This is a genomic window from Microbacterium sp. 1S1 (genome assembly GCF_008271365.1).
In the GTDB taxonomy this organism is placed as follows: domain Bacteria; phylum Actinomycetota; class Actinomycetes; order Actinomycetales; family Microbacteriaceae; genus Microbacterium.
In genome coordinates, this window is sequence record NZ_CP043430.1 from 2,173,702 (window position 1) to 2,195,942 (window position 22,241).

Annotated in this window: 20 protein-coding genes; 11 read left to right on the top strand and 9 right to left on the bottom strand. The window is 70.7% G+C overall.

The window, feature by feature from the left end:
- Positions 1–6 precede the first annotated feature (6 nt).
- Complete coding sequence (locus FY549_RS10495) at positions 7–3,684, bottom strand: multifunctional oxoglutarate decarboxylase/oxoglutarate dehydrogenase thiamine pyrophosphate-binding subunit/dihydrolipoyllysine-residue succinyltransferase subunit (RefSeq protein ID WP_149084961.1); 3,678 nt, start codon at positions 3,682–3,684, stop codon at positions 7–9.
- A 161-nt stretch (positions 3,685–3,845) separates the two neighbouring features.
- Between FY549_RS10495 and FY549_RS10500 the strand changes: the two genes are divergently transcribed.
- The 3 genes from FY549_RS10500 to FY549_RS10510 all read left to right on the top strand — a co-directional run bounded on the left by FY549_RS10500 (position 3,846) and on the right by FY549_RS10510 (position 7,791).
- A complete protein-coding gene (locus FY549_RS10500; RefSeq protein WP_149084962.1) occupies positions 3,846–5,300 on the top strand; it encodes a GuaB1 family IMP dehydrogenase-related protein in 1,455 nt (484 codons plus the stop codon).
- Positions 5,301–5,413: 113 nt separating this feature from the next.
- Positions 5,414–6,733 carry a hemolysin family protein gene (locus FY549_RS10505; protein ID WP_149084963.1) on the top strand — a complete coding sequence of 440 codons (1,320 nt, stop codon included), beginning with the start codon at positions 5,414–5,416 and terminating at the stop codon, positions 6,731–6,733.
- Positions 6,730–7,791, top strand: coding sequence for a hemolysin family protein (locus FY549_RS10510; RefSeq protein WP_149084964.1), 1,062 nt, complete (start codon positions 6,730–6,732; stop codon positions 7,789–7,791). The genes FY549_RS10505 and FY549_RS10510 overlap by 4 nt, the downstream gene beginning before the upstream one ends.
- A 64-nt stretch (positions 7,792–7,855) precedes the next feature.
- On the opposite strand, the gene FY549_RS10515 is transcribed toward FY549_RS10510, so the two are convergent.
- Positions 7,856–8,923 (bottom strand): NADH:flavin oxidoreductase/NADH oxidase, encoded by a 1,068-nt coding sequence (locus tag FY549_RS10515; RefSeq protein WP_149084965.1) that lies wholly within the window; start codon positions 8,921–8,923, stop codon positions 7,856–7,858.
- Positions 8,924–8,979: 56 nt separating this feature from the next.
- Here FY549_RS10515 and FY549_RS10520 point away from each other — a divergent pair, with 56 nt between their 5' ends.
- Genes FY549_RS10520 through FY549_RS10540 form a run of 5 tightly spaced genes read left to right on the top strand, consistent with a single transcriptional unit; the run spans position 8,980 to position 13,236 of the window.
- A complete protein-coding gene (locus FY549_RS10520; RefSeq protein ID WP_149084966.1) occupies positions 8,980–9,810 on the top strand; it encodes an NAD(P)H-hydrate dehydratase in 831 nt (276 codons plus the stop codon).
- Between the two features lie 20 nt (positions 9,811–9,830).
- Positions 9,831–11,045, top strand: a complete 1,215-nt coding sequence (locus tag FY549_RS10525) for a hypothetical protein (protein WP_149084967.1) — start codon at positions 9,831–9,833, stop codon at positions 11,043–11,045.
- A gap of 4 nt (positions 11,046–11,049) precedes the next feature.
- Positions 11,050–11,382 (top strand): MTH1187 family thiamine-binding protein, encoded by a 333-nt coding sequence (locus FY549_RS10530; RefSeq protein ID WP_149084968.1) that lies wholly within the window; start codon positions 11,050–11,052, stop codon positions 11,380–11,382.
- Positions 11,383–11,391: 9 nt separating this feature from the next.
- A complete protein-coding gene (locus FY549_RS10535; RefSeq protein ID WP_149084969.1) occupies positions 11,392–12,621 on the top strand; it encodes an MFS transporter in 1,230 nt (409 codons plus the stop codon).
- 9 nt (positions 12,622–12,630) lie between these two features.
- Entirely contained in the window at positions 12,631–13,236 is a 606-nt protein-coding gene (locus FY549_RS10540; protein WP_149084970.1) for an NUDIX domain-containing protein, read from the top strand.
- A 6-nt stretch (positions 13,237–13,242) separates the two neighbouring features.
- Here FY549_RS10540 and FY549_RS10545 read toward each other — a convergent pair whose 3' ends face one another.
- The 3 genes from FY549_RS10545 to FY549_RS10555 all read right to left on the bottom strand — a co-directional run bounded on the left by FY549_RS10545 (position 13,243) and on the right by FY549_RS10555 (position 16,490).
- Complete coding sequence (locus tag FY549_RS10545) at positions 13,243–14,448, bottom strand: homoserine O-acetyltransferase MetX (RefSeq protein WP_149084971.1); 1,206 nt, start codon at positions 14,446–14,448, stop codon at positions 13,243–13,245.
- 106 nt (positions 14,449–14,554) lie between these two features.
- Positions 14,555–15,877, bottom strand: a complete 1,323-nt coding sequence (locus FY549_RS10550) for a bifunctional o-acetylhomoserine/o-acetylserine sulfhydrylase (RefSeq protein WP_071328312.1) — start codon at positions 15,875–15,877, stop codon at positions 14,555–14,557.
- Positions 15,878–16,013: 136 nt separating this feature from the next.
- Positions 16,014–16,490, bottom strand: a complete 477-nt coding sequence (locus FY549_RS10555) for a hypothetical protein (protein WP_149084972.1) — start codon at positions 16,488–16,490, stop codon at positions 16,014–16,016.
- Positions 16,491–16,628: 138 nt separating this feature from the next.
- On the opposite strand from FY549_RS10555, the gene FY549_RS10560 reads away from it, so the two are divergent.
- From FY549_RS10560 to FY549_RS10570, 3 genes are read left to right on the top strand one after another with little or no spacing between them, the layout of a single operon-like run.
- A complete protein-coding gene (locus FY549_RS10560; protein WP_187614853.1) occupies positions 16,629–17,411 on the top strand; it encodes an SDR family oxidoreductase in 783 nt (260 codons plus the stop codon).
- Positions 17,408–18,127, top strand: a complete 720-nt coding sequence (locus FY549_RS10565; protein WP_149084973.1) for a uracil-DNA glycosylase — start codon at positions 17,408–17,410, stop codon at positions 18,125–18,127. Before FY549_RS10560 ends, FY549_RS10565 begins: the two co-directional genes overlap by 4 nt.
- Before the next feature lie 4 nt (positions 18,128–18,131).
- On the top strand, positions 18,132–18,755 hold the full coding sequence (locus tag FY549_RS10570; RefSeq protein ID WP_149084974.1) for a GNAT family N-acetyltransferase: 624 nt from the start codon (positions 18,132–18,134) through the stop codon (positions 18,753–18,755).
- A gap of 85 nt (positions 18,756–18,840) precedes the next feature.
- On the opposite strand, the gene FY549_RS10575 is transcribed toward FY549_RS10570, so the two are convergent.
- From FY549_RS10575 to FY549_RS10590, 4 genes are read right to left on the bottom strand one after another with little or no spacing between them, the layout of a single operon-like run.
- Positions 18,841–19,629, bottom strand: coding sequence for an ABC transporter ATP-binding protein (locus FY549_RS10575; protein ID WP_149084975.1), 789 nt, complete (start codon positions 19,627–19,629; stop codon positions 18,841–18,843).
- Positions 19,626–20,417: an ATP-binding cassette domain-containing protein gene (locus FY549_RS10580; protein WP_149084976.1), complete on the bottom strand. Its 792-nt coding sequence runs from the start codon at positions 20,415–20,417 to the stop codon at positions 19,626–19,628. Before FY549_RS10580 ends, FY549_RS10575 begins: the two co-directional genes overlap by 4 nt.
- The gene (locus FY549_RS10585; protein ID WP_149084977.1) at positions 20,414–21,283 is read right to left on the bottom strand and encodes an ABC transporter permease; all 870 of its coding nucleotides are present in this window, start codon (positions 21,281–21,283) and stop codon (positions 20,414–20,416) included. Before FY549_RS10585 ends, FY549_RS10580 begins: the two co-directional genes overlap by 4 nt.
- Positions 21,280–22,230: an ABC transporter permease gene (locus FY549_RS10590; protein WP_149084978.1), complete on the bottom strand. Its 951-nt coding sequence runs from the start codon at positions 22,228–22,230 to the stop codon at positions 21,280–21,282. The genes FY549_RS10585 and FY549_RS10590 overlap by 4 nt, the downstream gene beginning before the upstream one ends.
- Positions 22,231–22,241: the final 11 nt, after the last annotated feature.

Here is a 22,241-nt window from a genome sequence, read left to right on the forward strand (position 1 = left end):
CGCCGATCAGCCGAGCGTCAGCGCCGCGCGGATCAGGGTGGCCTGCTCCGTCGCGTGGACCTTCGAGGACCCGGTCGCCGGCGACGCGGACGCGGGCCGCGAGATCGGACGGAAGGTGCGGTCACCGGGGACGTCTGCGAAGGCCAGCGCCAGGAACGGCCAGGCGCCCTGGTTCTCCGGCTCCTCCTGGACCCAGACGAGCTCGGCGTTCGGGTACGAGTCGGTGATCTTCTTCAGCTCGTCGATCGGCGTCGGGTACAGCTGCTCCAGACGCACCAGGGCGATCTCGGGGTTCGGGTTCTTCTCCAGCTCGGCGCGGAGGTCCCAGTGCACCTTGCCGCTGTGCACGAGCACGCGCTTGACGGCGGAACGGTCGAGACCGCGGTCGTCGTCGAGCACCGGTTCGAACCGGCCGCCGGTGAAGGCCTCCACCGGGCTCGTCGCACCGCGCAGACGCAGCATCGCCTTCGGCGTGAACACGATCAGCGGCTTGCGCGGGCGGGCGTAGGCCTGACGGCGCAGCAGGTGGAAGTGCGAGGCCGGAGTCGACGGGCGCGCCACGATCATGTTGTCCTGCGCGCAGAGCTGCAGGAACCGTTCGATGCGTGCGGAGGAGTGGTCAGGTCCCTGGCCCTCGTACCCGTGGGGGAGCAGGAGCGTGACGCTGGACTGCTGACCCCACTTCTGCTCCGCGGCGGAGATGTACTCGTCGATGACCGACTGGGCGCCGTTGACGAAGTCGCCGAACTGCGCCTCCCACAGCACCAGGGCCTCCGGGGCCTCCACGGAGTAGCCGTACTCGAAGCCGAGCGCGGCGTACTCGCTGAGGAGGGAGTCGTAGACGAAGAAGCGGCCCTGTGCGTCGGACAGGTTCGACAGCGGCAGCCACTCCTGACCGTTCGCCCGGTCATGGAGGGCGGCGTGGCGCTGCACGAACGTGCCGCGGCGCGAGTCCTGACCGGCGAGGCGCACCGGCGTGCCCTCGACCAGCAGCGACCCGAAGGCCAGCAACTCGCCGAAGCCCCAGTCGATGTTCCCGTTGCGGCTCATGTCGAGGCGCTTCTCCAGCAGCTGCTGGATCTTCGGGTGCACCGTGAAGCCCTCGGGCTTGTTCACGAACGCGTCGCCGATGAGGCGGATGACCTCGGCGGGGACACCGGTGACCTCGGGAGCACCCACCTGGTCCTCGACCTGCGGGACCTCCGGGGCGATCGGCGTCGCCCCGGTCTCGGCGGCGTGCGTCTCGGCGAAGGCGATCTCCAGTCGGTTCTGGAAGTCGGCCTTGGCCTCGTTGTACTCCTCCTCGGTGATGTCACCGCGACCGACGAGAGACTCCGTGTACAGGCGGCGGACGGAGCGCTTCGCCTGGATGAGGTCGGTCATCAGCGGCTGCGTCATCGAGGGGTCGTCGCCCTCGTTGTGGCCGCGTCGGCGGTAGCAGACGAGGTCGATGACGACGTCGCGGTGGAAGCGCTCGCGGTACTCGAAGGCGAGCTGGGCGACGTGGATCACGGCTTCCGGGTCGTCGCCGTTCACGTGGAAGACGGGCGCCTGGATCGTCTTGGCGACGTCCGTGGCGTAGACCGACGTGCGGGCGTCGCTCGGGGTCGTGGTGAAGCCGACCTGGTTGTTCACGACGACGTGGATCGTGCCGCCGGTGCGGTAGCCGCGGAGCTGCGACATCTGGAGGGTCTCGACGACGACGCCCTGACCCGCGAAGGCCGCGTCGCCGTGGACGAGGATGGGCAGCCATGCGAACGTGCCGATGGGCTTGCGGTCCTGCTTCGCGCGGACGATGCCCTCGAGCACGCCGTCCACCGTCTCCAGGTGCGAGGGGTTCGCGGCGAGGTAGACCGGCAGCGAGGAGCCGTCGTCGGCGACGAACGTGCCCTCAGTGCCGAGGTGATACTTGACGTCGCCGGAGCCGCGCTGGTTGCCCGGCATCTGCGTGCCCTCGAACTCGCGGAACACCTGGCCGTACGTCTTGCCGGCGATGTTCGTGAGCACGTTCAGGCGGCCGCGGTGCGCCATGCCGATGGCGGCGCCCTCCAGCCCTGCCGTCGCCGCACCCTGGAGGATCTCGTCGAGCAGCGGGATGAGCGACTCTCCGCCCTCGAGGGAGAACCGCTTCTGGCCGACGAACTTCGTCTGCAGGAAGGTCTCGAACGCCTCGGCCTCGTTGAGCTTGCGCAGCACGCGCAGCTGCTCGTCGTGGCCGGGCTTCTGGTACTTGACCTCGACCTTCTCCTGGAACCAGCGGCGCTGCTCCGGATCCTGGATGTGCATGTACTCGATGCCGAGCGTGCGGCAGTAGGAGTCGCGCAGGACGCCGAGGATGTCGCGGAGCTTCGCGACGCGTCGGCCGCCGAAGCCACCGGTCACGAACTCGCGGTCGAGGTCCCAGAAGGTGAGGCCGTGGCTCTCGATCTCGAGGTCGGGGTGCGAGCGCTGGCGGTACTCGAGCGGATCGATGTCGGCCATGAGGTGACCGCGGACGCGGAAGGAGTTGATGAGCTCCTGCACGCGCGACTGCTTGTCCACGCGCTCGGCGAGGTCGACCGCGATGTCGGGGTTCCAACGGATGGGCGCGTAGGGGATGCGCAGCGCCGCGAAGATGTCGTCGTAGAAGCCGCGCTGCCCGATCAGCAGCTCGTGCACCTTCTTCAGGAACTCGCCGGAGCCGGCCCCCTGGATGACACGGTGGTCGTAGGTGCTGGTGAGCGTGATGGTCTTGCCGATGGCGAGCTCGTTCAGCGTCTTCTCGCTCGCGCCCTGGAACTCGGCCGGGTACTCGAGGGCACCGGCGCCGATGATGCAGCCCTGGCCCTTCATGAGACGCGGGACCGAGTGGACGGTGCCGATGCCGCCGGGGTTCGTCAGCGAGACGGTCGTGCCCTGGAAGTCGGTCGCCGTGAGCTTGTTCGCGCGGGCCCGGGTCACGAGGTCCTCGTAGGCGGCGAGGTACTCGGTGAACGTCATGGTGTCGGCACGCTTGATGCTCGGGACCATGAGGGCGCGGGTGCCGTCGGGCTTCGGCAGGTCGATCGCGATGCCGAGGTTGACGTGCGCGGGAGCGACGACGGACGGCTTGCCGTCGACCTCGGCGTAGAAGACGTTCTGGCTGCGGAACTCGTCGAGGGTGCGGATGAGCGCCCAGCCGATGAGGTGGGTGAAGCTGACCTTGCCGCCCCGGGTGCGAGCCATGTGGTTGTTGATGACGATGCGGTTGTCGATCATCAGCTTGGCCGGGACCGTGCGGACGCTGGTCGCGGTGGGCACGGTGAGCGACTCGTCCATGTTGGCCGCGAGGGTCTTCGGCAGGCCGCGCAGGGGAGTGACCTTGTCCTCCTCGGAGGCCGGCTGCGTCTCCGTGGACTCCTGCTTCGGCTTCGGAGCCTGGGCGGGGATGGGCGCTGCCGCGGCGGGCTTCGCGGTCGTCCGGGCGACGGGCTGTGCGCCGATCACGGGGATCGGGGCCGTCACGGGATGCGCTGGCGCCGTCGCTGCCGGTGCGGCACCGGCTCCTGCGGCGGTGGTCTCGGAGTGGTACTTCTCCAGGATGGGCCACCACTCCTTGTCGACCGAGTCGCGGTTCTCCTTGAACTGCTCGTAGAGCTCTTCGACGAGCCAGGAATTGGCTCCGAACCCCCCGTCGCCACCGACGCCGGTCACCTGGTTCGACACGCTCTATCGCCCTCTTTCATCGCTGAAGATCTCCGATGCGGACGCACGACGCAGGATGCGCTCGGGCCCGCACACTCTCGACCACCAAGCCTAACCTGTTTCGACCGGGGAGACGTCGAAGAGGGCGACCCGCGCCGCGCCGATCTGGGTACCGTGGAGGCATGGAGTTCTCAGGTGCGCAGCCGACCGTCGATCTGACCTACTCGGACGTCTTCCTGGTCCCGCGCCGCTCGGCCGTGACCAGTCGACTGCAGGTGGATCTCACCCCGCACGACGGCACGCCGGCGACGCTTCCACTCGTCGCCGCCAACATGAACTCGGTCACCGGACCGCGCATCGCGGCCGTGCTCGCCCGGCGCGGGGCGCTGGGAGTGCTGCCGCAGGACCTCCCTCTCCAGGAGCTCGACGCCGCGATCCGCGACGTCAAGGGCCAGCCGGTGCTCTGGGACACGCCGATCGTGCTGCCTCCCGAGGCGACCGTGGCGGATGCGCTGCGTCTGCTCCCCGCGGCCGCCGGGCACGGCATCGTCGTCGCCCGCGGCGCGACCCCGGTCGACGTGGACCGCATCGTGGGCATCCTCCCGGCGACCCGGCTCGCGACCGCGCTGCCCGACGCGCAGCTCGGCGACCTCGTCCACCGGGGTACGCCGTCCATCGACGCCGACGACATCGGCTCCGAACGTCACGCGTTCGACGTCATCACCGAGGCGGACGTCGAGATGGTCACGGTCGTCCACCACGGTCACCTCGTGGGCACGCTGAGCGCGCGCAGCGCCCTGCGCGCGACGCTGTACCGGCCCGCTGTGGATGCCGACGGGCGCCTCGCGGTCGCCGCCGCGGTCGGCATCAACGGCGACGTCGGGGCCAAGGCGAAGGCGCTCGCGGCGGCCGGGGTGGACGTGCTCGTCGTCGACACCGCGCACGGTCACCAGGAGGGCATGCTGCGTGCGTTGCAGGAGGTCGCCGCCCTCGGTCTCGGGCTTCCCATCGTCGCCGGGAACATCGTCACCGCGGACGGCGTCCGCGATCTCGTCGACGCGGGCGCCTCGATCCTCAAAGTCGGCGTCGGCCCGGGCGCGATGTGCACCACCCGCATGATGACGGCGGTCGGTCGGCCGCAGTTCTCCGCGGTGCTGGAGACGGCGCAGGCCGCGGCCGAGGCCGGAGCGCACGTCTGGGCCGACGGCGGGGTGCGCTACCCACGGGACGTCGCCCTCGCGCTCGCCGCGGGCGCGGCCTCGGTCATGGTCGGCTCCTGGTTCGCCGGAACGATCGAGGCCCCGGGGGAACTGCAGCGCGATGCGGACGGGCGGCTGTTCAAGGAGTCGTGGGGGATGGCGTCGACCAAGGCCGTGCAGGCACGGTTCGGTCGCCTCGACGCCTACGAGCGGGCGCGCAAGGAGCTGTTCGCCGAAGGCATCTCCTCGTCGAAGATCTACCTCGACCCGCTGCGCCCCGGCGTCGAAGATCTGCTCGACATGATCACCTCTGGCGTGCGGTCGTCGTTCACGTACGCGGGTGCCTCGTCGGTGCCGGAGTTTCACGAGCGGGCGCTCGTCGGTCTGCAGTCGGCAGCGGGCTACGAGGAGGGCAAGGCCCTGCCGGTCAGTTGGTGATCGCCCGCCGCGTCCTCAGTCCGCTTCTGTAGAATCGAGCGCACTATGGACGACCCTCCCAGTTGCCGAACATCGCCCCACCGTCCCGTTCTCTCCGCGGAGAGGAAGATCTGATGGACTACATCATGTTGGGCGTGGGGCTTCTGCTCACGGTCGGCACCGGCCTCTTCGTGGCGAGCGAGTTCGCCCTGGTGAACCTCGACCGCGCGGATCTGGAAGCGCGTCAGGCGCGGGGCGAGTCCCGTCTCTCCCTGACGATCAGTGCCCTCCGGCACACGTCGACGCACCTCTCCTCCGCACAGCTCGGCATCACGCTGACCACGTTGCTGACCGGATACACGATGGAGCCGGCGCTGTCGAACCTCCTCGGTCCCACTCTCGTCGCGTGGAGCATCCCGGAGGCCGCCGTCGCCCCCATCGCGACGGTCGTGGCGATGTTCGTGGCCACGGTCTTGTCGATGATCCTCGGTGAGCTCGTCCCGAAGAACTTCGCCCTCGCACTGCCGCTCGCTACGGCGAAGCTGGTGGTGCCGTTCCAGATCGCCTTCACGACGGTGTTCAAGCCCGCCGTGGTGGTGCTCAACGGCAGCGCGAACGGCGTGCTGCGCAGCATGGGCATCGAGCCGAAGGAGGAGCTCTCCGGCGCGCGCAGTGCGGAGGAGCTCTCCTCCCTCGTGCGGCGGTCGGCCAGCGCCGGAGTGCTCGAAGCCGACACGGCGACGCTGCTGGACCGCACCCTCACCTTCTCCCGGCTCACGGCGGCCGACGTTATGACGGCCCGCCCCAGCATGCACGCGATCGCCGCCGGCGATTCGGTGGACGACGTGATCCAGCTCGCCCGACGCACGGGTCACAGCCGGTTCCCGGTGTTCGACGAGGACCTCGACGACATCACCGGTGTCGTCCATCTCAAGGCCGCCATCTCGGTGCCCAGGGAGCGCAGGGCCGAGGTGCCCGTTGGCGCCCTCGCCACCGATCCGCTCCGCGTGCCCGAGACCGCTCATGTCGACGCGCTGATCTCCGACCTCCGCGGACGCGGTTACCAGCTCGCGGTCGTCGTCGACGAGTACGGCGGCACCGCGGGCATCGTGACCCTGGAGGACCTCGTCGAAGAACTCGTCGGCGAGGTGTCCGACGAGCACGACCGCACGCGCGCCGGCATCATCCGCAACCGTGACGGGGTGACGTTCCCGGGCGAACTGCGTCCGGACGAGCTGCGCAGTCGCGCAGGCGTCGAGGTCCCGGAGGGCGACGTGTACGACACGGTCGGCGGCTACGTCATGAGCGTTCTCGAGCGGGTGCCCGTCGTCGGCGACGAGGTGCCGCTGGAGAGCGGCACGCTGCAGGTGGTCCGTATGGACGGCCGCCGGGTGGATCGGGTGCGCTACGTCCCGAGACCGGATGCCGTCGTCATCGAGGGGGTGTCCCTGTGAGCGATTGGGGAGGCCTCGCCTGGCTGGTCGTCCTGCTGGCGGCGAACGCCTTCTTCGTCGGTGCCGAGTTCGCGGTCATCTCCGCGCGGCGCTCCCAGATCGAGCCGAAAGCGGAGCGCGGCTCGCGCCCGGCCAAGACGGCGTTGTACGCCATGGAGCACGCGACGCTCATGCTCGCGACCTCGCAGCTCGGCATCACGATCTGCTCGCTGCTCATCCTGAACGTCTCCGAGCCCGCCATCCACCATCTGCTCGCGGTGCCGCTGCACGCGCTGGGCTGGTCGGACGGGGCGGTGGACGTCGTGTCGTTCACGATCGCGCTGCTCATCGTGTCGTTCCTGCACGTCGTGTTCGGCGAGATGGTGCCGAAGAACCTCGCGTTCTCGATCCCCGACCGGGCCGTGCTGCTGCTGGCGACGCCGCTGGTGTGGGTGTCGAAGGTGTTCATGCCCGTGATCTGGCTGCTGAACGCGGCCGCGAACGGCGTGCTGCGGCTGTTCAGGGTGGAGCCGAAGAACGAGGCGGCGTCGACCTTCACGCTCGACGAGGTGGCGACGATCGTCGACCAGTCGCGCCGTGAGGGCGTGCTCATGGACGCCGCGGGCACGGTGACGGCCGCCGTCGAGTTCACCGACAAGAAGGCGCGCGACGTGGCGGTGCCGCTGAGCGACCTCGTCACGCTGCCGCAGACCACCACGCCGGACGACATCGAGAAAGCGGTGGCCCGCTACGGCTTCTCGCGCTACGTGATCGTCGACGACGAGGACGTCCCGATCGGCTACGTCCACCTCAAGGACATTCTGCGAGCCTCGGAGGGCCCGGATGCCGAGGCCAAGGTGCTCGAGCCGATCCCCGGCAAGCGCATCCACCACATGGTGCCCGTGCAGGAGGACACCGATCTGGAGGACGCCCTCGCCGTCATGCGGCGTGCCGGTCGCCACCTCGCCAAGGTCCGCGATGCGCAGGGGGAGACCACGGCCGTGCTGTTCTTGGAGGACATCCTCGAGGAGCTCGTGGGCGAGGTGCAGGACGCGACCCGTCGCGTCCGCGGGCACTGACCGCCGCATTCACGCACACGAAGGCCGCCGGCTCCCCGGGAGCCGGCGGCCTTCGTCGTGGACGTCAGCGCCAGTGCGCTCGCTCGTACTGCGGCGGCCAGGCGACCTGGTCGCCCAGCTCGTGTGCGGCCCGGAGCGCGAAGTGCGGGTCGCGCAGCCACTCCCGTCCGGCGAAGATCGCGTCGGCTGCGCCGTCGATGAGAACCTGCTCGGCCTGGGCGGCGGCCGTGATCAGGCCCACGGCCGACACCGGGATGCGCCCACCCTGGCGGACGGTGTCGGCGAGGGGGACCTGATAGCCGGGGGAGACGCTGATGCGCTGGTGAGCGACGAGGCCGCCGCTGGAGACGTCGATGAGGTCGGCGCCGTGCGCGGTCGCCCACGTGCTGACCTCGGCCGCCTCCTCGGGCGTGAACCCGCCGTCGGCATGGTCGGTCGCGGAGATGCGGACGAACACCGGCACGTCGTCGCCGGCCGCCTCGCGCACCGCATCCACGACGCGCAGCAGCAGCCGAGCGCGGTTCTCCAGCGACCCGCCGTACTCGTCCTCCCGGAGGTTCGACAGCGGCGACAGGAACTGGTGCAGCAGGTAGCCGTGGGCACCGTGGATCTCGATGACGTCGAAGCCGGCCTCGAGCGCCCGCCTGGTCGCAGCGGCGAACCCGTCGACCACGCGGTCGATACCCGCCGCGTCCAGCGCGACCGGGGCGGCGAACCCCTCGTAGGCGACCGCGGACGGCGCGGTGGTCGTCCATCCGCCCGCGTCGGCGGGGACCGAGCCTCGTTGGTCGGCCCAGGGCCACCAGGTCGAGGCCTTCCGCCCCGCGTGCGCGAGCTGGATGCCCGCGGCCGCCCCGCGGTCGTGGATCGCCCGGACGACCGGGGTCAGAGCCTCGCGCTGTGCGTCGTCCCACAGCCCGAGGTCGCGAGGGGAGATGCGCCCCTCCGGCACGACGGCGGTGGCCTCGGCGACGATGAGCCCGGCACCACCCGAGGCGAACTGCGCGAGGTGGGTGTGATGCCACTCCTGAGCAACGCCGTCGACGGCGCTGTACATGCACATGGGGGACACCCAGAGGCGGTTGCGGAACGTGGCGGAGCGGATGGTCAGCGGGGAGAAGAGAAGACTCACCGTTCGACGGTACCGCCGGCGCGGACGGGACAGGGCCGTCGGGCTAACGTGGAGTCATGAGCGACGTGCGCGAGTGGTCCCGCAGCGACGCGGCGCGGTTCTTCCGCGCTCCGACCGCCGAGGACGACAAGTACTCGCGGGGCGTCGTGGGCGTGCGCACCGGATCGGCCGCCTATCCCGGCGCCGCGGTGCTGGGCGTCGAGGCCGCGTGGCGGGCCGGTGCCGGGTTCGTGCGCTACGCGGGAGCGTCGGCGGCGGTGGCAGCGGTGCTGGCCCGGCGTCCCGAGACCGTCGGCGGGCCGGACGCCGGACGTACGCGGATCGGCGCCTGGGTGATCGGCTCCGGAACCGACCCGGACGACCGGAGCGAGGCGGAGGCGCAGGCGCTGCGGGAGATCGTCGACGGCGACGTCCCCGTGGTCATCGACGCCGGAGCCCTCGATCTGGCGCCGAACGCCCACGCCCCGTTCGTCGCCACGCCGCACGGCCGAGAGTTCGCGCGGCTGCGCGAACGTGTCGGCATCGACGAGGCTTCGGACGACCTCGCGGACATCCGCGAGGTGTCCGCCGCGATCGACGGCGTGGTGCTGCGCAAGGGCGCGCGGACCATTCTCGCCGCACCCGACGGCACACTCATCGCCGTCGAGGCGGGGACCGGGTGGCTCGCGACGGCCGGGACGGGCGACGTTCTCGCCGGCGTCGTCGCTGCCGTGATCGCGGCGAATCCGGACAGCCCGCTCGTGGAGTCCGCTGCGGCGGCCGTCTGGCTGCACGGGCACGCCGCCCGCCTCGCCGCCGCGGCGACCGCGGGCGCGATCGGTCATCCGATCGTCGCGCTGGACGTCGCGGAGGCGCTGCCGCGCGCGGTCGCGGACCTTCTGTCGTGAGGACCACGGCCCGGAGGAGCGTGCTCGCGCTGTGGATCGCCTTCCTCCTCCTCCACGTCCTCACCGCGGCCCTGGGCTGGGTGTATCCGAGCCAGCCCATGGGGGACGTCGTGCTGGTCTACGAGCCCTGGGCGACGGCCGCGTGGAGCGGCGGGGAGGTCGTGGGCGTCACGGAATCCTGGGTGTATCCGCAGCTCGCGCTCCTGCCGATGATGCTCGCAGCCGTGCTCGCTGCCCCGTTCCTCCCGCTGCTCGGCGTCTCGGGCGCCTACCTCATCGGCTGGGCGCTGCTGGTCACGGTGCTCGACGCCGTCGCATTCGCCGTCCTGGTCGGGCGCGGACGCGTGCGGGCGCGTCGCACCGCCGCCTGGTTCTGGTGCGCAGCGCTGCTGCTCCTCGGACCCATCGCGCTGTACCGCATCGATGCCGTCACCGTGCCGATCGCCGTCGTCGCGGGGCTGTGGCTGGTGACCCGTCCGACCCTCGCCGCGGCGCTGCTGACCATCGGCGCCTGGATCAAGATCTGGCCCGGTGCGCTCTTCCTCGCGGCGGTCGTGGCCGGGAGGGCACGGCTGCGGATGCTCCTGGCCGCCGCGGGCGTCACCGCCGGTGTGGTGGTGGTGCTTCTGCTGCTCGGCGCCGACACCGAGATCCTCGGCTTCCTCACCGCGCAGACCGGCCGGGGGCTCCAGATCGAGGCGGTCGCCGCGACGCCGTTCCTCTGGATAGCCGTGACAGGGGCCGCCCGCATCGAGTACAGCTACGACATCCTCACCTTCCAGATCGTCGCGTCGGGCGCTGAGGTCGTCGGGGCGGTCCTCACCCCGCTCCTGGTGCTCGCCGTCGCCGTCGTCACCGTGGTCGGCGGCGTGAAGGCCGCGCGCGGCGCGTCGTTCGTGCGGCTCTTCCCGCCGCTGGCCCTGCTCCTGGTCACCGCGCTCATCGCCCTGAACAAGGTCGGCTCGCCGCAGTTCCAGACCTGGCTGCTGGCACCCGTGGTCCTGTGGCTCGTGCTCGACCGCCGTCGTGCGCGACCGGCCGCGGCCCTCGTGCTCGCGCTATGCCTGCTCACGTGTCTCGTGTATCCGCTGAGCTACGACGGGCTGCTGCGGGCCGAAGCCGCCCCGATCGTGCTGCTCACGATGCGCAACGCCCTGCTCGTCGTCCTCGCCGTCGTGAGCGCCCTCGCGCTCGCGCGGGTCCCCGTCGTCCGCCGCCCTCGAACCCAGGAGTGAACCCATGCTGATCGCCTTCTCCGTCGCCCCCAGTGGCACGCCCGCCGACGGCGCCGAGCGCCCCGATGCGTCCGTGCACGACGCCGTGGCCGCTGCCGTGCGCGTCGTCCGCGCGTCGGGGCTTCCGCACCGCACGACGAGCATGTTCACCGAGATCGAGGGACCCGACTGGGACACCGTCATGGACGTGGTCAAGCGCGCGACCGAGGCGGTCATGCCGTACGGCTCCCGGGTGTCGCTCGTCCTCAAGGCGGACATCCGCCCCGGCTATGCGGGCGAGCTCGACGCCAAGATCGAGCGCCTGGAGGCGGCGATCGAGGAGTCCGACGACCGGTAAGCTGAACCGGTGAATCCCTCGACACCTTCGAGGGGTGCGGCGAAGTGGGCGCTCCTCTCCCTCGCCATCGGCAGTTTCGGCATCGGCATGACCGAGTTCGTCGTCATGGGCCTGCTGCCGAACATCGCCGCCGACCTGCTGCCGTCCGTCTGGGCGTCGAGCCAGGAGGAGGCGTTGAGCCAGGCCGGCTGGCTGATCTCCCTGTACGCACTCGGCGTGGTCAGCGGTGCCCCAACCATCGCCGGGTTCGTCGCCCGCTACCCGCGGCATCGGGTGATGCTCGTGCTCGCTCTGGCGCTGACGGTCTTCAACGCGCTCACCGTCGTGCTGCCGACGTTCGAGCTCGTCGGCGTGTCACGGTTCCTCGCCGGACTCCCACACGGGGCGTACTTCGGGATCGGCGCGCTCGTCGCCGCCGACGTGATGGGGCCGGGCAACCGGGCGAAAGGCGTGGCGTTCATCCTCACCGGGCTCACGGTGGCCAACGTGGTCGGCGTGCCGCTGGGCACCTTCCTTGGCCAGGAGTGGGGCTGGCGCGCGGCCTTCGCGGTCGTCGCGCTCGTCTTCGCCCTCGCCACCGTCTCCATCGCCTTGTTCGTGCCCGCGCACCCCGGGAACCCCGGACGCACGATGCGGGCCGAGCTCAGGGTGTTCCGCATCGGTCAGGTCTGGTTCACGCTCGGCGTCGGGGCGATCGGCTTCGGCGGGTTCTTCGCCGTCTACAGCTACATTGCCCCGCTCGTGACGGAGGTGGCCGGATCGCCGGACTGGGTGGTGCCCATCGTGCTCGTCCTCATGGGTCTCGGCATGACCGGGGGGAACCTCGTCGGTGGTCATCTCGCCGACATCGACCTCCGTCGGACGCTGCTCCTGGGGCTCGCGACGATGGCCGTCGTGTTCGCGCTCCTCGCGGTCCTCTCGTTCTGGATCGTGAGCCTGAGCCTCGTGGTCGTGCTCGTCGGATTCGTCTCGTCCGTGCTCAGCCCGACGATCCAGACCCGGTTGATGGACGTGGCCGGCGACAACCAGTCGATCGCCGCGGCCCTGAACCACTCCGCCCTGAACATCGGCAACAGCCTCGGGGCCTTCCTCGGCGGCATCGTCATCGCGGTCGGCTGGGGCTTCACGGCACCCGCGTGGACGGGGGCCGCACTGGCCGTCGCCGGGCTCCTCATCGCCCTGGTGTCGTACCGCGCGGAGGCGCGTCGGGCTGCGCCGTCGCCGGTCCTCGCGTCGTAGAGTGACGGGGTGACCACCGTCGACGAAGACCTGCCGCAGGCCGGCACCGTCGTGCTGCTGCGCCCCTCCGCGGACGGATTCCACGTTCTCCTGCTGCGCCGTCCGTCGCGCGGCTCGTTCGCGGACGCCTGGGTGTTCCCCGGCGGAAAGGTCGAGCCGGAGGACCGCCGCGTCGGAGCGACCGAGGTCGAGGACGCTCGACGTGCCGCCGCCAGGGAGACCGCGGAGGAGGTCGGGCTCGTGGTCGACGAACTCGTGCCGCTCTCCGAATGGCGGCCGCCCGCGGAGGCGCCTGTCCGGATCCGGACCTGGTTCTTCCTCGCTCTCGCCCCCGACGCCGAGCCGTCGCCCTCCCCGGACGAGGTCATGGAACTCACCTGGGTGTCCCCGGCCGGGGCTCTCGCACGTCACGCGGCGGGGGAGTGGCAGCTCTTCCCGCCGACCTGGGTCACGCTGCATCGACTCTCGGCCCTCGCCGACGTCGACGCCGTGCTGGCTTCCACCGGAGCGGTCGAGCTGTTCCAGACGCGCGTGAGCGACGGCGGACGCGCCTTCGGCTGGGCACAGGGGACCCTGCACGCTCGCAGGCTGCCGTGGCGGTTCGACCCGGCCTGAGGCGGATCAGGCGTCGAGCAGGCGTCGCAGGTGCGTGCCCACGGCCTCGGTCTCGATGAGGAACCCGTCATGGCCGAAGTCGCTCGCGAGTACCTCGGCCTCTCCGCCGAGCACGTTCGCGATGCTCCTGGCGATCCGCTGCTGACCGTCGACCGGGAAGAGCCGGTCGCTGTCGATGCCGAGAACGAGGGTCGTGGCGGTCACGGCCTTCAGGGCCTCCTCGACACCGCCGCGGCCGCGACCCACGTCGTGCGAGTTCATGGCCTCGACGAGGGTGATGTAGCTGTTCGCGTCGAAGCGGCGCGTGAACTTGTTGCCGTGGAAGTCCAGGTAGGACTCCACGGCGAAGCGTCCGCCGTGGCCGAGAGGAGAGACGTCCGACTGCCAGGAGCGCTGGAAACGCTGGTTGAGTTCGATCGGGCTGCGGTAGTTCAGCAGCGCCATGCGGCGGGCGAGGGCCAGACCGCGGTGCGGGCCGTCGCCGTCCGCGAGGTCGTAGTACTCGCCACCCTGGAAGCGCGGGTCCATCCGGATGGTCTCGAGCTGCACGGTGTTGAGAGCGATCTGATCGGCGGTCGTGACGGGGGGCGAGGAGAGCACGGCGAGACGCTGCACCCGCTCAGGCTGGGACACGGCCCACTCCAGGGCGTGCATGCCGCCCATCGAACCGCCGATCACCGCCGCCCAGGAGTCGATGCCCAGGGCATCGGCCAACCGCACCTGTGCCGCCACCTGATCGCGGATCGTGAGGTACGGGAAGCGCGACGCCCACTCGTAGCCATCCGGGGCGATGCTCGCCGGGCCCGTCGACCCTTGGCAGCCGCCGAGCATGTTCGGCGCGATGACGAACCACTCGTCGGTGTCGAGCGGTGCGCCGGGGCCGACGATGTCCGCCCACCAGCCGGCGGTCGGGTGGCCGGCACCGGCCTCTCCGCGCACATGGCTGTCGCCGGTCAGGGCGTGCAGCACGAGCACCGCGTTGTCACGCGCGGCGTTCAGTTCGCCCCAGGTCTCGTACGCGAGGCGGATGCCGGGAAGCTGCGCGCCGCTCTCCGTATCGAAGGCGCCGAACGCGGCGAACCGGCGGCCGCCGACGGGGTCGCCGTCTCTCCAGGCGCCGGTGGCCGGTGGCCGTGCGCGGAGCAGCCGGACGTCGGCCTCCGTCACGGGTGCCGACGGCACCGTGTCCTCGGAGGTCGTCTGCCAGTCCATGTCTCCATTCTCGCCCGGCCGGTCGGTCCCGGCCCGCAGGTTACGACACCGCGTACGACGAAGGCCTCGGACCGCGCGGTCCGAGGCCTTCGCAGAGCCGTGCGCGTCAGGCGCGCGCGGCCTCGGAGACGGCCCGGGCGGCCGCGAGCGCCTGGTCGAGATCGGCCTTGAGGTCCTCGATGTTCTCGAGACCCACGGAGAGGCGCACGAGGCCGGGCGTCACACCCGCGGTGAGCTGCTGCTCCGGAGTGAGCTGCGCGTGTGTCGTGGAAGCCGGGTGGATGACGAGCGAGCGCACGTCTCCGATGTTGGCGAGGTGGCTGAACAGCGAGAGACTGTTGACGAACTCGCGTCCGGCCTCGACCCCGCCCTTGAGCTCGAACGACAGCACCGCGCCGACACCCTTCGGGGCGTACTCGTTCGCCTTGGCGTACCAGGGCGAGGACGGCAGGCCGGAATAGTTGACCGCCGCGACGTCGTCGCGGCTGTCCAGCCACTCGGCGATCTCCTGAGCGTTCTGCACGTGGCGCTCGATGCGCAACGACAGCGTCTCGACACCCTGGATGAGGTTCCACGCGCTCTGCGGGGCGATGGCCGAGCCGAGGTCGCGCAGAAGCTGCACGCGTGCCTTGATGATGTAGGCGAGCGGGTCGCCCACGGCGGCCGTGTAGCTGGCGCCGTGGTAGGACGGGTCCGGCTCGGTGAGGCCGGGGAACTTCTCGACGTTCTCCGACCACGCGAACGAGCCGCCGTCGATCACGACACCGCCGATCGTCGTGCCGTGGCCGCCGAGAAACTTCGTGATCGAGTGGACCACGATGTCGGCGCCGTGCTCGAACGGACGGATGAGGTACGGGGTCGCGATGGTGTTGTCGACGATCAGCGGGACGCCACTCTCGTGGGCGATGTCGGCGACCGTGCGGATGTCGAGCACGTTGATCTGCGGGTTGCCGATGGTTTCCGCGAAGAAGAGCTTCGTGTTCGGGCGGACGGCCCGGCGCCACTCCTCCGGGTCGTCCTGGTTCTCGACGAAGGTGACCTCGATGCCGAGCTTGGCGAGGGTGTACTTGAAGAGGTTGTAGGTTCCGCCGTAGATCGAGCTGGACGCCACGAAGTGGTCGCCGGCCTGAGCGATGTTGAGGATGGCGAAGGTCGAGGCGGCCTGGCCGCTGGAGAGGACGAGGGCACCGGTGCCCCCTTCGAGCGCGGCCAGGCGCTGCTCCAGGACATCCTGGGTCGGGTTCTGGATGCGGGTGTAGATGTTGCCGAACTCGGCCAGCGCAAAGAGGTTGGCGGCGTGGTCCGCGCTGTCGAAGACGTAGGACGTGGTCTGGTAGATCGGCGTCGCTCGCGCCTTGGTGACGGGGTCGGGGGCGGCGCCCGAGTGGATCTGCTTGGTCTCGAAACGCCAGGTCTCGGGTGCGGACATGTGTTCCCCCTGGAACGGTCGGAAGGTCGGATGGGCCGGTGCCCTTGCAGCGAGAGTACGGAATATCGGCTCGTGTCAACAACGACCGAGAAATGTGACGTAACAACCGGAAGGACGCCGACCGGCGGGACCGACGCTAATCCTTGGCGATGGGGGCCTCGGGCACTCCGGGGTGAGCGACGGGTCTGACGAAGCTGACCGATTCTGCCAGCTGGGCGACGGCGGCGGCGCGTTGCTGCTCCACACCGGTGGCTTCACTGAAGCGGAGTGCGGCGAGCTCACGTTCGGCGCGGAGGCTGAGACTGATGGCCGCGAGGTGCTCGGCGATGACGATCGCCAGGCCGTCGCGCAGTTCCTCCAGGTTCGTGTTCGAGATCTCGAGGCGACGGTCCGAGACACGCAGCTCGACCGTCGGGTAGCCGGATGCGGTGAGGTGGTCGCGGGTCGTGGAACCGTGGATCGCAGCGACTTCGTCCCGGTCTGCCTGGCGGGTGAACACGGCCTCGACCGTGTAGCGCGCAGGGGAGTCGTCCGTCATCAGCGTCGTCGGCAGGGAACCGACCAGGACGGAGCCCAGGCCGAGCGGGGAATCGTTCTTCAGTTGTGTACTCATTTGCTGACCGTACGCCTCGAAGATGTGCGTGCTCACAGCTTGGCCACAGGGTTCGGCGTCGGCGCGGCTCACACGCGGCCATCTCGGGCCCGAACCGTGAACGGGCGAAACGCGGCGGGACATCGTACGGTGGAAGGCATGGCGAACAGACGTGCAGTGGTGACAGGTGCGAGTTCCGGGATCGGTCAGGCGACCGTGCGGGCCCTCCGGTCGCGGGGGTGGGACGTCGTCGGCGTCGCCCGCCGCGCGGATCGTCTCGCGGTCCTCTCGGCCGAGACGGGCGCATCGACGATCGCCTGCGATCTGACGGATGACTCGGCCGTGGCGGCCCTCCTCGAGGAGTTGGAGCGCACGGGACCGGTGCATGCGCTCGTCCAGGTCGCCGGCGGCGCGCGAGGCACCGACCGCGTCGAGGATGCCGCGCTCGCGGACTGGCAATGGATGTACGACGCGAACGTCCTCGCGACGCAGCGCCTCGTGGCCGGCCTCCTCCCGCTGCTGCGTCGCGCCGCGGACGCGGACGGTCACGCCGACCTGCTCTTCGTGACCTCGACGGCCGCGCAGACCGCCTATCCCGGCGGTGCGGGCTACAACGCGGCGAAGGCGGCCGAGGCGATGCTCGTGCGGGCGCTGCGGCAGGAGTTGAACGGCGAGCCCCTGCGGGTGGCCGAGGTCGCACCCGGCATGGTGCACACCGAGGAGTTCACGTTGAACCGACTCGGCGGCGACGCCGTCGCCGCCGAAGCGGTCTACTCCGGTGTCGAGGCGCCGCTGCGGGCCGAGGACGTGGCGGACGTCATCGCCTATGCGCTGGACGCCCCGGGTCACGTGAACCTCGACCTGATCACGATGCGACCCGTCGCCCAGTCCGCACAGCACCTGCTCGCACGCGGTCCGCTGCGCGTCCGGCCCGTCGAGTGACCGGAGGACGCACCCTCGCCGAGCTCGCGGACGAGGGGCTGATCGACGCCGGGTGGGCTCAGGCTCTTGCTCCGGTGCAGGACACCATCACGGCGCTCGGGGAGCGGCTGCGTGCCGAGCAGGCTGCCGGCCACGGCTATCTCCCTGCGGGGCCGAACGTCTTGCGCGCGTTCCAGCGACCGCTCGCCGACGTCCGCGTGCTCATCACCGGCCAGGACCCGTACCCGACCCCGGGGCACCCGATCGGGCTGTCGTTCGCCGTCGACCGCGACGTGCGCCCGCTGCCGCGGAGCCTGATGAACATCTACAAGGAGCGCGAAGCCGACCTCGGCCTCCCGCCCGCGCCGCACGGAGACCTCACCGCGTGGAGCGACCAGGGCGTGCTGCTGCTGAACCGCGTGCTGACCGTACGCCCCGGCGCGGCCGCCTCTCACCGCGGCTGGGGATGGGAGCAGGTGACGGAGCTGGCGATCCGCACCCTCGTGGCCCGGGATCAGCCGCTCGTCGCGATCCTCTGGGGGCGTGACGCGGCGAACCTCCAGCCCCTGCTCGGCGACACACCGGTGATCGCCTCGGCGCATCCGTCACCGCTCTCCGCCAGCCGCGGCTTCTTCGGCTCCCGCCCCTTCTCCCGCGCGAACGCCCTCCTGGAGGGCCTCGGTGCGGAACCGGTGGACTGGCGGGTGGAGGGCGAGGCATCCGGCTCCCTAAGCTGAGCGCATGCAGTTCGAGCCGGGGGACCGTCGTCGCGTTCTGCCGCGCCACCTTCGTCCCGCCACCGCGCCGGACACGTTCTCCTACGCGATCCGCCCAGCCAGGCCCGCCGACCTGCCTCACGTGCGCGAGATCTACAACCACTTCGTCAGCAACTCCGCCGTCACCCTCGACGAGCGCCGAAGCAGCATCCCGTACTGGCGGGACAAGTTCGCCCTCCTGGAGCGACTCGGGTTGCCTTTCCTCGTGGCGGTGTCGCCGTCGGGCGCCGTCCTCGGCTACGCGCTCGCGCAACCGTGGGCAGGCAAGAACGCTTACCGCTACACGGTGGAGGACTCGATCTATCTCGGACCGGGGGCGGCGGGCAAAGGGCTCGGCTCCGCCCTCCTGCAGGCCCTGATCGACGCCTGCGAGCAGCGAGGGCTGCGGGAGATGGTCGCCGTCATCAGCGATCAGGGCGCGGAGGCCTCGCTCCGGTTGCACGAGAAGCTCGGCTTCGTGGAGGCCGGGCGCATGGGGCGCGTCGGCCACAAGTTCGGGCGCGACCTGGGCACCGTCTACCTGCGCCGTGCGCTTCGCCCCTCTCGCCCCTCTCGCCCCCGTCGTCGCCTCTCGCTCTTCCCGCGCTGACCCTCGACCCACCCCTTTCGTGCCTCCCGGCCCGTTGCGAGCGCACGCAACGGGCCGGGGCGGCCGGAAGGGGTGGGTCGAACGATCAGGCGTCGGGGATGACGGGGATCGCGGAGAGGAGAGTGCGGGTGTACTCGGCCGTCGGGCGCTGGAGGACCTCCCGGGTCGGACCGCGCTCCACGATACGGCCGTCCTTCATGACGACGACCGTGTCGCAGAGGTTCTGCACCACGCCGATGTCGTGCGACACGAGCAGCAGCGTGAGCTCGTCCGCGACCCGCAGCTCCGCGAGGAGGTCGAGGATCTGCGCGCGCACCGTCACGTCCAGAGCCGACAGCGGCTCGTCGCCCACGAGGATCCGCGGGCGATGCACGAGCGCGCGGGCGAGAGCGATCCGCTGGCGCTGCCCGCCGGAGAACTCGTGCGGGTAGCGATCGCCCATCTCGGGGTCGAGGCCCACCTGGGCGAGGACCTCGCGCACCCGGGCTCGATGGTCCCCCTCGATGTCGAGGGCCCACAGCGGCTCCCGCACGATCTGCCCCGCGGTCATCCGTGGGTCGAGCGAGGCGTAGGGATCCTGGAACACGAGCCCCGTCCGTCGACGCAGCCAGTGCAGCGATCGCGCGGAGGCCGAGGGATCGACGGAACGGCCGTCCACCGTCACCGTCCCCGCGGTCGGACGGTCGAGGCCGAGCAGCAGGCGCACGAGGGTCGACTTCCCGGAGCCGGACTCGCCGATGATCCCGAGGGAGGCGCCCTCGGGTACATCGAGGTCCGTCGGCTCCAGTGCCGTCTGCCGGCGGGTGCGCTCGAACGCGGCGCGCTTCGGAACCACGAAGTCTCGCCGGAGCCCTCGTGCTTCGATCAAGCTCATCGGGTACCTCCCTCGGGGCGCCAGAGTGTTGCCGTCGCATCCCGCAGCAGCCCTTGCGTGACGGGGGAGGAGGGCGCCGTCAGCAGTCGCGACACGGGGCCACTCTCGACGACGCGTCCGTGCTCCAGCACCACACCGTCCGTCGCGACCTGGGACAGCACCGCGAGGTCATGGGTGATGAACAGGAGCGACATCCCCTCCTCGGCGACGAGCCGGAGCAGCAGCGACAGGATCTCGGCCTGGATCGTGACGTCGAGCGCCGTCGTCGGCTCGTCCGCGATCAGCAGCCGCGGGCGACAGGCGAGAGCCATGGCGATCGCGACCCGCTGACGCTGACCGCCGGAGAGCTGGTGCGGGTACCGGTCGACGATGCTCTCCGGGTCGGGGAGCCGGACGCGTGCGGCTTCGGCGACCGCCCGCTCCCTGGCCTCGCGCCGCCCGATGCCCTCATGGATGCGGATCGACTCCGCGATCTGCCGACCGACGGTGCGGATCGGGTTGAGCGCCGTGCGCGGCTCCTGGAAGACGATGCCGATGTCGTCGCCGCGCAGCCGGGCGAGTTCGCGGTCCGGCATCCCGATCAGCTCGACGCCGTCCCAGCGGATGCTCCCGCGCGCCGTCGCCCCGTCGGGCAACAGGCCGAGCACGGCGAGCGCCGTGAGGGACTTGCCGGAGCCCGACTCGCCGATCACGCCGAGGCGCGTGCCGTCGGGCGCTTCGAACGAGACGCCGTCGACCACGCGCCGTCCGTCGATCTCGATGACGAGATCCTCGACCGTCAGACTCATGCGACCACCGCCGGCGTGTGCGTCTCGGCTGCGCGATGCCGCAGCGTGGGGTCCGTGGCCTCGCGCAGTCCATCCCCGAGCAGGTTGAGGGCGAGAACGGTGAGGGTGATGGTCAGGCCGGGCCAGATCACGGTGAGCGGATGCACGCCGATGTAGCGCTGCAGGTCGGCGAGCAGCAGCCCCCAGCTCGGTTCCACAACCGAGGCCCCGAAGCCGAGGTAGGACAGTCCCGCCTCCGCGAGGACGGCCACAGCCATCGACCACGACAACTGCACGATGAACACCGGCGCGACGTTGGGCAGGAGATGCCGGGCGAGGTTCTGCGCCGGAGTCAGGCCGGAGGCGCGCGCGGCGAGCACGAAGTCGCTCTGCTGCACGCGGCGCAGCTCGGGGCGCGTGACCCGAGCGATGTTCACACCGAAGCCGATCCCGACGGCCCAGATGACGACCCAGAGCGAGCCACCCCACACCGACGAGATCATCATGGCGATCAGCAGCACGGGGAAGGCGATGAGGATGTCGACGAGCACGGCAACCGTCTCCCGGACCAAGCGGGTGGTCAGGGCGCCGAGGGTGGCCAGGGCGATACCGACTGCCGTGGCCACGAGCCCGGCCCCCACGCTGACGAACACCGTCGTCTGCGCCCCCGCCATGAGCAGGCTCAGGATGTCACGGCCCGTGTCGTCCGTGCCGAGGAGGTGCGGCCAGCCCGGCGGCAGCCAGCGGTCGCCGATGTCCGAGGCCCGCGGGTCGAACGGCGTCCAGAAGAGGGACACGATCGCGGCCAGGGCGATGAGTCCGATGACGATCAGCCCGAAACGGCCGGTCGAGGTCCGCCAGAGCCGGGGGAACCACCGCGCGCTCATGCCGCCTCCCGTTGTCGAGGATCGATCGCCCGGTGCAGCAGGTCCACCAGGAAGCCGATGACGAGGACGAAGCCGGTCAGCACGAGCAGTTCGCTCTGCACCTTGATGAGGTCGCGGGTGCCGACGTCCGTCACGAGCATGCGGCCGATACCGGGGAGGGTGAACAGCTGTTCGATGACGACCGAGCCGACGATGATGCCGGCGACCTGGAGACCGAGAACCGTGATGATGGACAGGCCGACGGCAGGAATGCCGTGCTGGATGAGAGCCCGGGTCTTCGTCAGGCCCTTCGCGGCCGCCGTGCGGACGAAGTCCTGACCCGCGGCCTGCAGGGTCGCGCTGCGCACGAAGCGCATGAGCATGGCCCCCTCGACGACGCCGATGGTGAGGGCGGGGAGCAGCAGCGCCTCGATCGCTCTGCCCGGTGTCGACCACCCGGTACGGGGAAAGCCCTGGGGTGGCAGCCAGCCCAGCCACACGGAGAACACGACGATCAGCATCATCCCCGCCCAAACGACGGGCACGGCAGCGAGAGCCTGGGCACCGACGCTGAGCGCCGTGCCGTCGCGGTGGCCGCGGCGCAGGGCCGCGAGGACGCCGAACGGCACCGCGATGAGGACGGCGATCGCGAGCGACATGATCCCGAGCGGCACCGTGACCTGCGCCTTCAGCAGGAGCTCCTCGCCGACGGAGGCGCCTGAGAGCAGCGAAGTCCCCAGGTCGCCGCGGAAGATGCCGCCGATCCAGTCGGCGTACTGCGCGAGCAACGGGCGGTTCAAGCCGAGGGACTCCCGCAGCGCCTCGACTTCGGCCGGCGACGCCTGTGTGCCCGCGATGAGCTGTGCGACATCCCCGGGGAAGACCCGGAGCGTGAGGAAGATGAGCGCGCTCGACACGAGGAGCCCCGCGATCAGCAGGGCTCCTCGGACGAGCGCGTAACGCAGCACGGCGCGTCGAC

Excerpts from the sequence above, each read along its gene's own strand:
- FY549_RS10500 (WP_149084962.1), top strand. The coding sequence starts at position 3,846 with ATGGAGTTCTCAGGTGCGCAGCCGACCGTCGATCTGACCTACTCGGAC.
- FY549_RS10505 (WP_149084963.1), top strand. The coding sequence starts at position 5,414 with ATGGACTACATCATGTTGGGCGTGGGGCTTCTGCTCACGGTCGGCACC.
- FY549_RS10520 (WP_149084966.1), top strand. The coding sequence starts at position 8,980 with ATGAGCGACGTGCGCGAGTGGTCCCGCAGCGACGCGGCGCGGTTCTTC.
- FY549_RS10530 (WP_149084968.1), top strand. The coding sequence starts at position 11,050 with ATGCTGATCGCCTTCTCCGTCGCCCCCAGTGGCACGCCCGCCGACGGC.
- FY549_RS10545 (WP_149084971.1), bottom strand. The coding sequence starts at position 14,448 with ATGGACTGGCAGACGACCTCCGAGGACACGGTGCCGTCGGCACCCGTG.
- FY549_RS10550 (WP_071328312.1), bottom strand. The coding sequence starts at position 15,877 with ATGTCCGCACCCGAGACCTGGCGTTTCGAGACCAAGCAGATCCACTCG.
- FY549_RS10555 (WP_149084972.1), bottom strand. The coding sequence starts at position 16,490 with ATGAGTACACAACTGAAGAACGATTCCCCGCTCGGCCTGGGCTCCGTC.
- FY549_RS10560 (WP_187614853.1), top strand. The coding sequence starts at position 16,629 with ATGGCGAACAGACGTGCAGTGGTGACAGGTGCGAGTTCCGGGATCGGT.
- FY549_RS10570 (WP_149084974.1), top strand. The coding sequence starts at position 18,132 with ATGCAGTTCGAGCCGGGGGACCGTCGTCGCGTTCTGCCGCGCCACCTT.
- FY549_RS10575 (WP_149084975.1), bottom strand. The coding sequence starts at position 19,629 with ATGAGCTTGATCGAAGCACGAGGGCTCCGGCGAGACTTCGTGGTTCCG.
- FY549_RS10580 (WP_149084976.1), bottom strand. The coding sequence starts at position 20,417 with ATGAGTCTGACGGTCGAGGATCTCGTCATCGAGATCGACGGACGGCGC.
- FY549_RS10585 (WP_149084977.1), bottom strand. The coding sequence starts at position 21,283 with ATGAGCGCGCGGTGGTTCCCCCGGCTCTGGCGGACCTCGACCGGCCGT.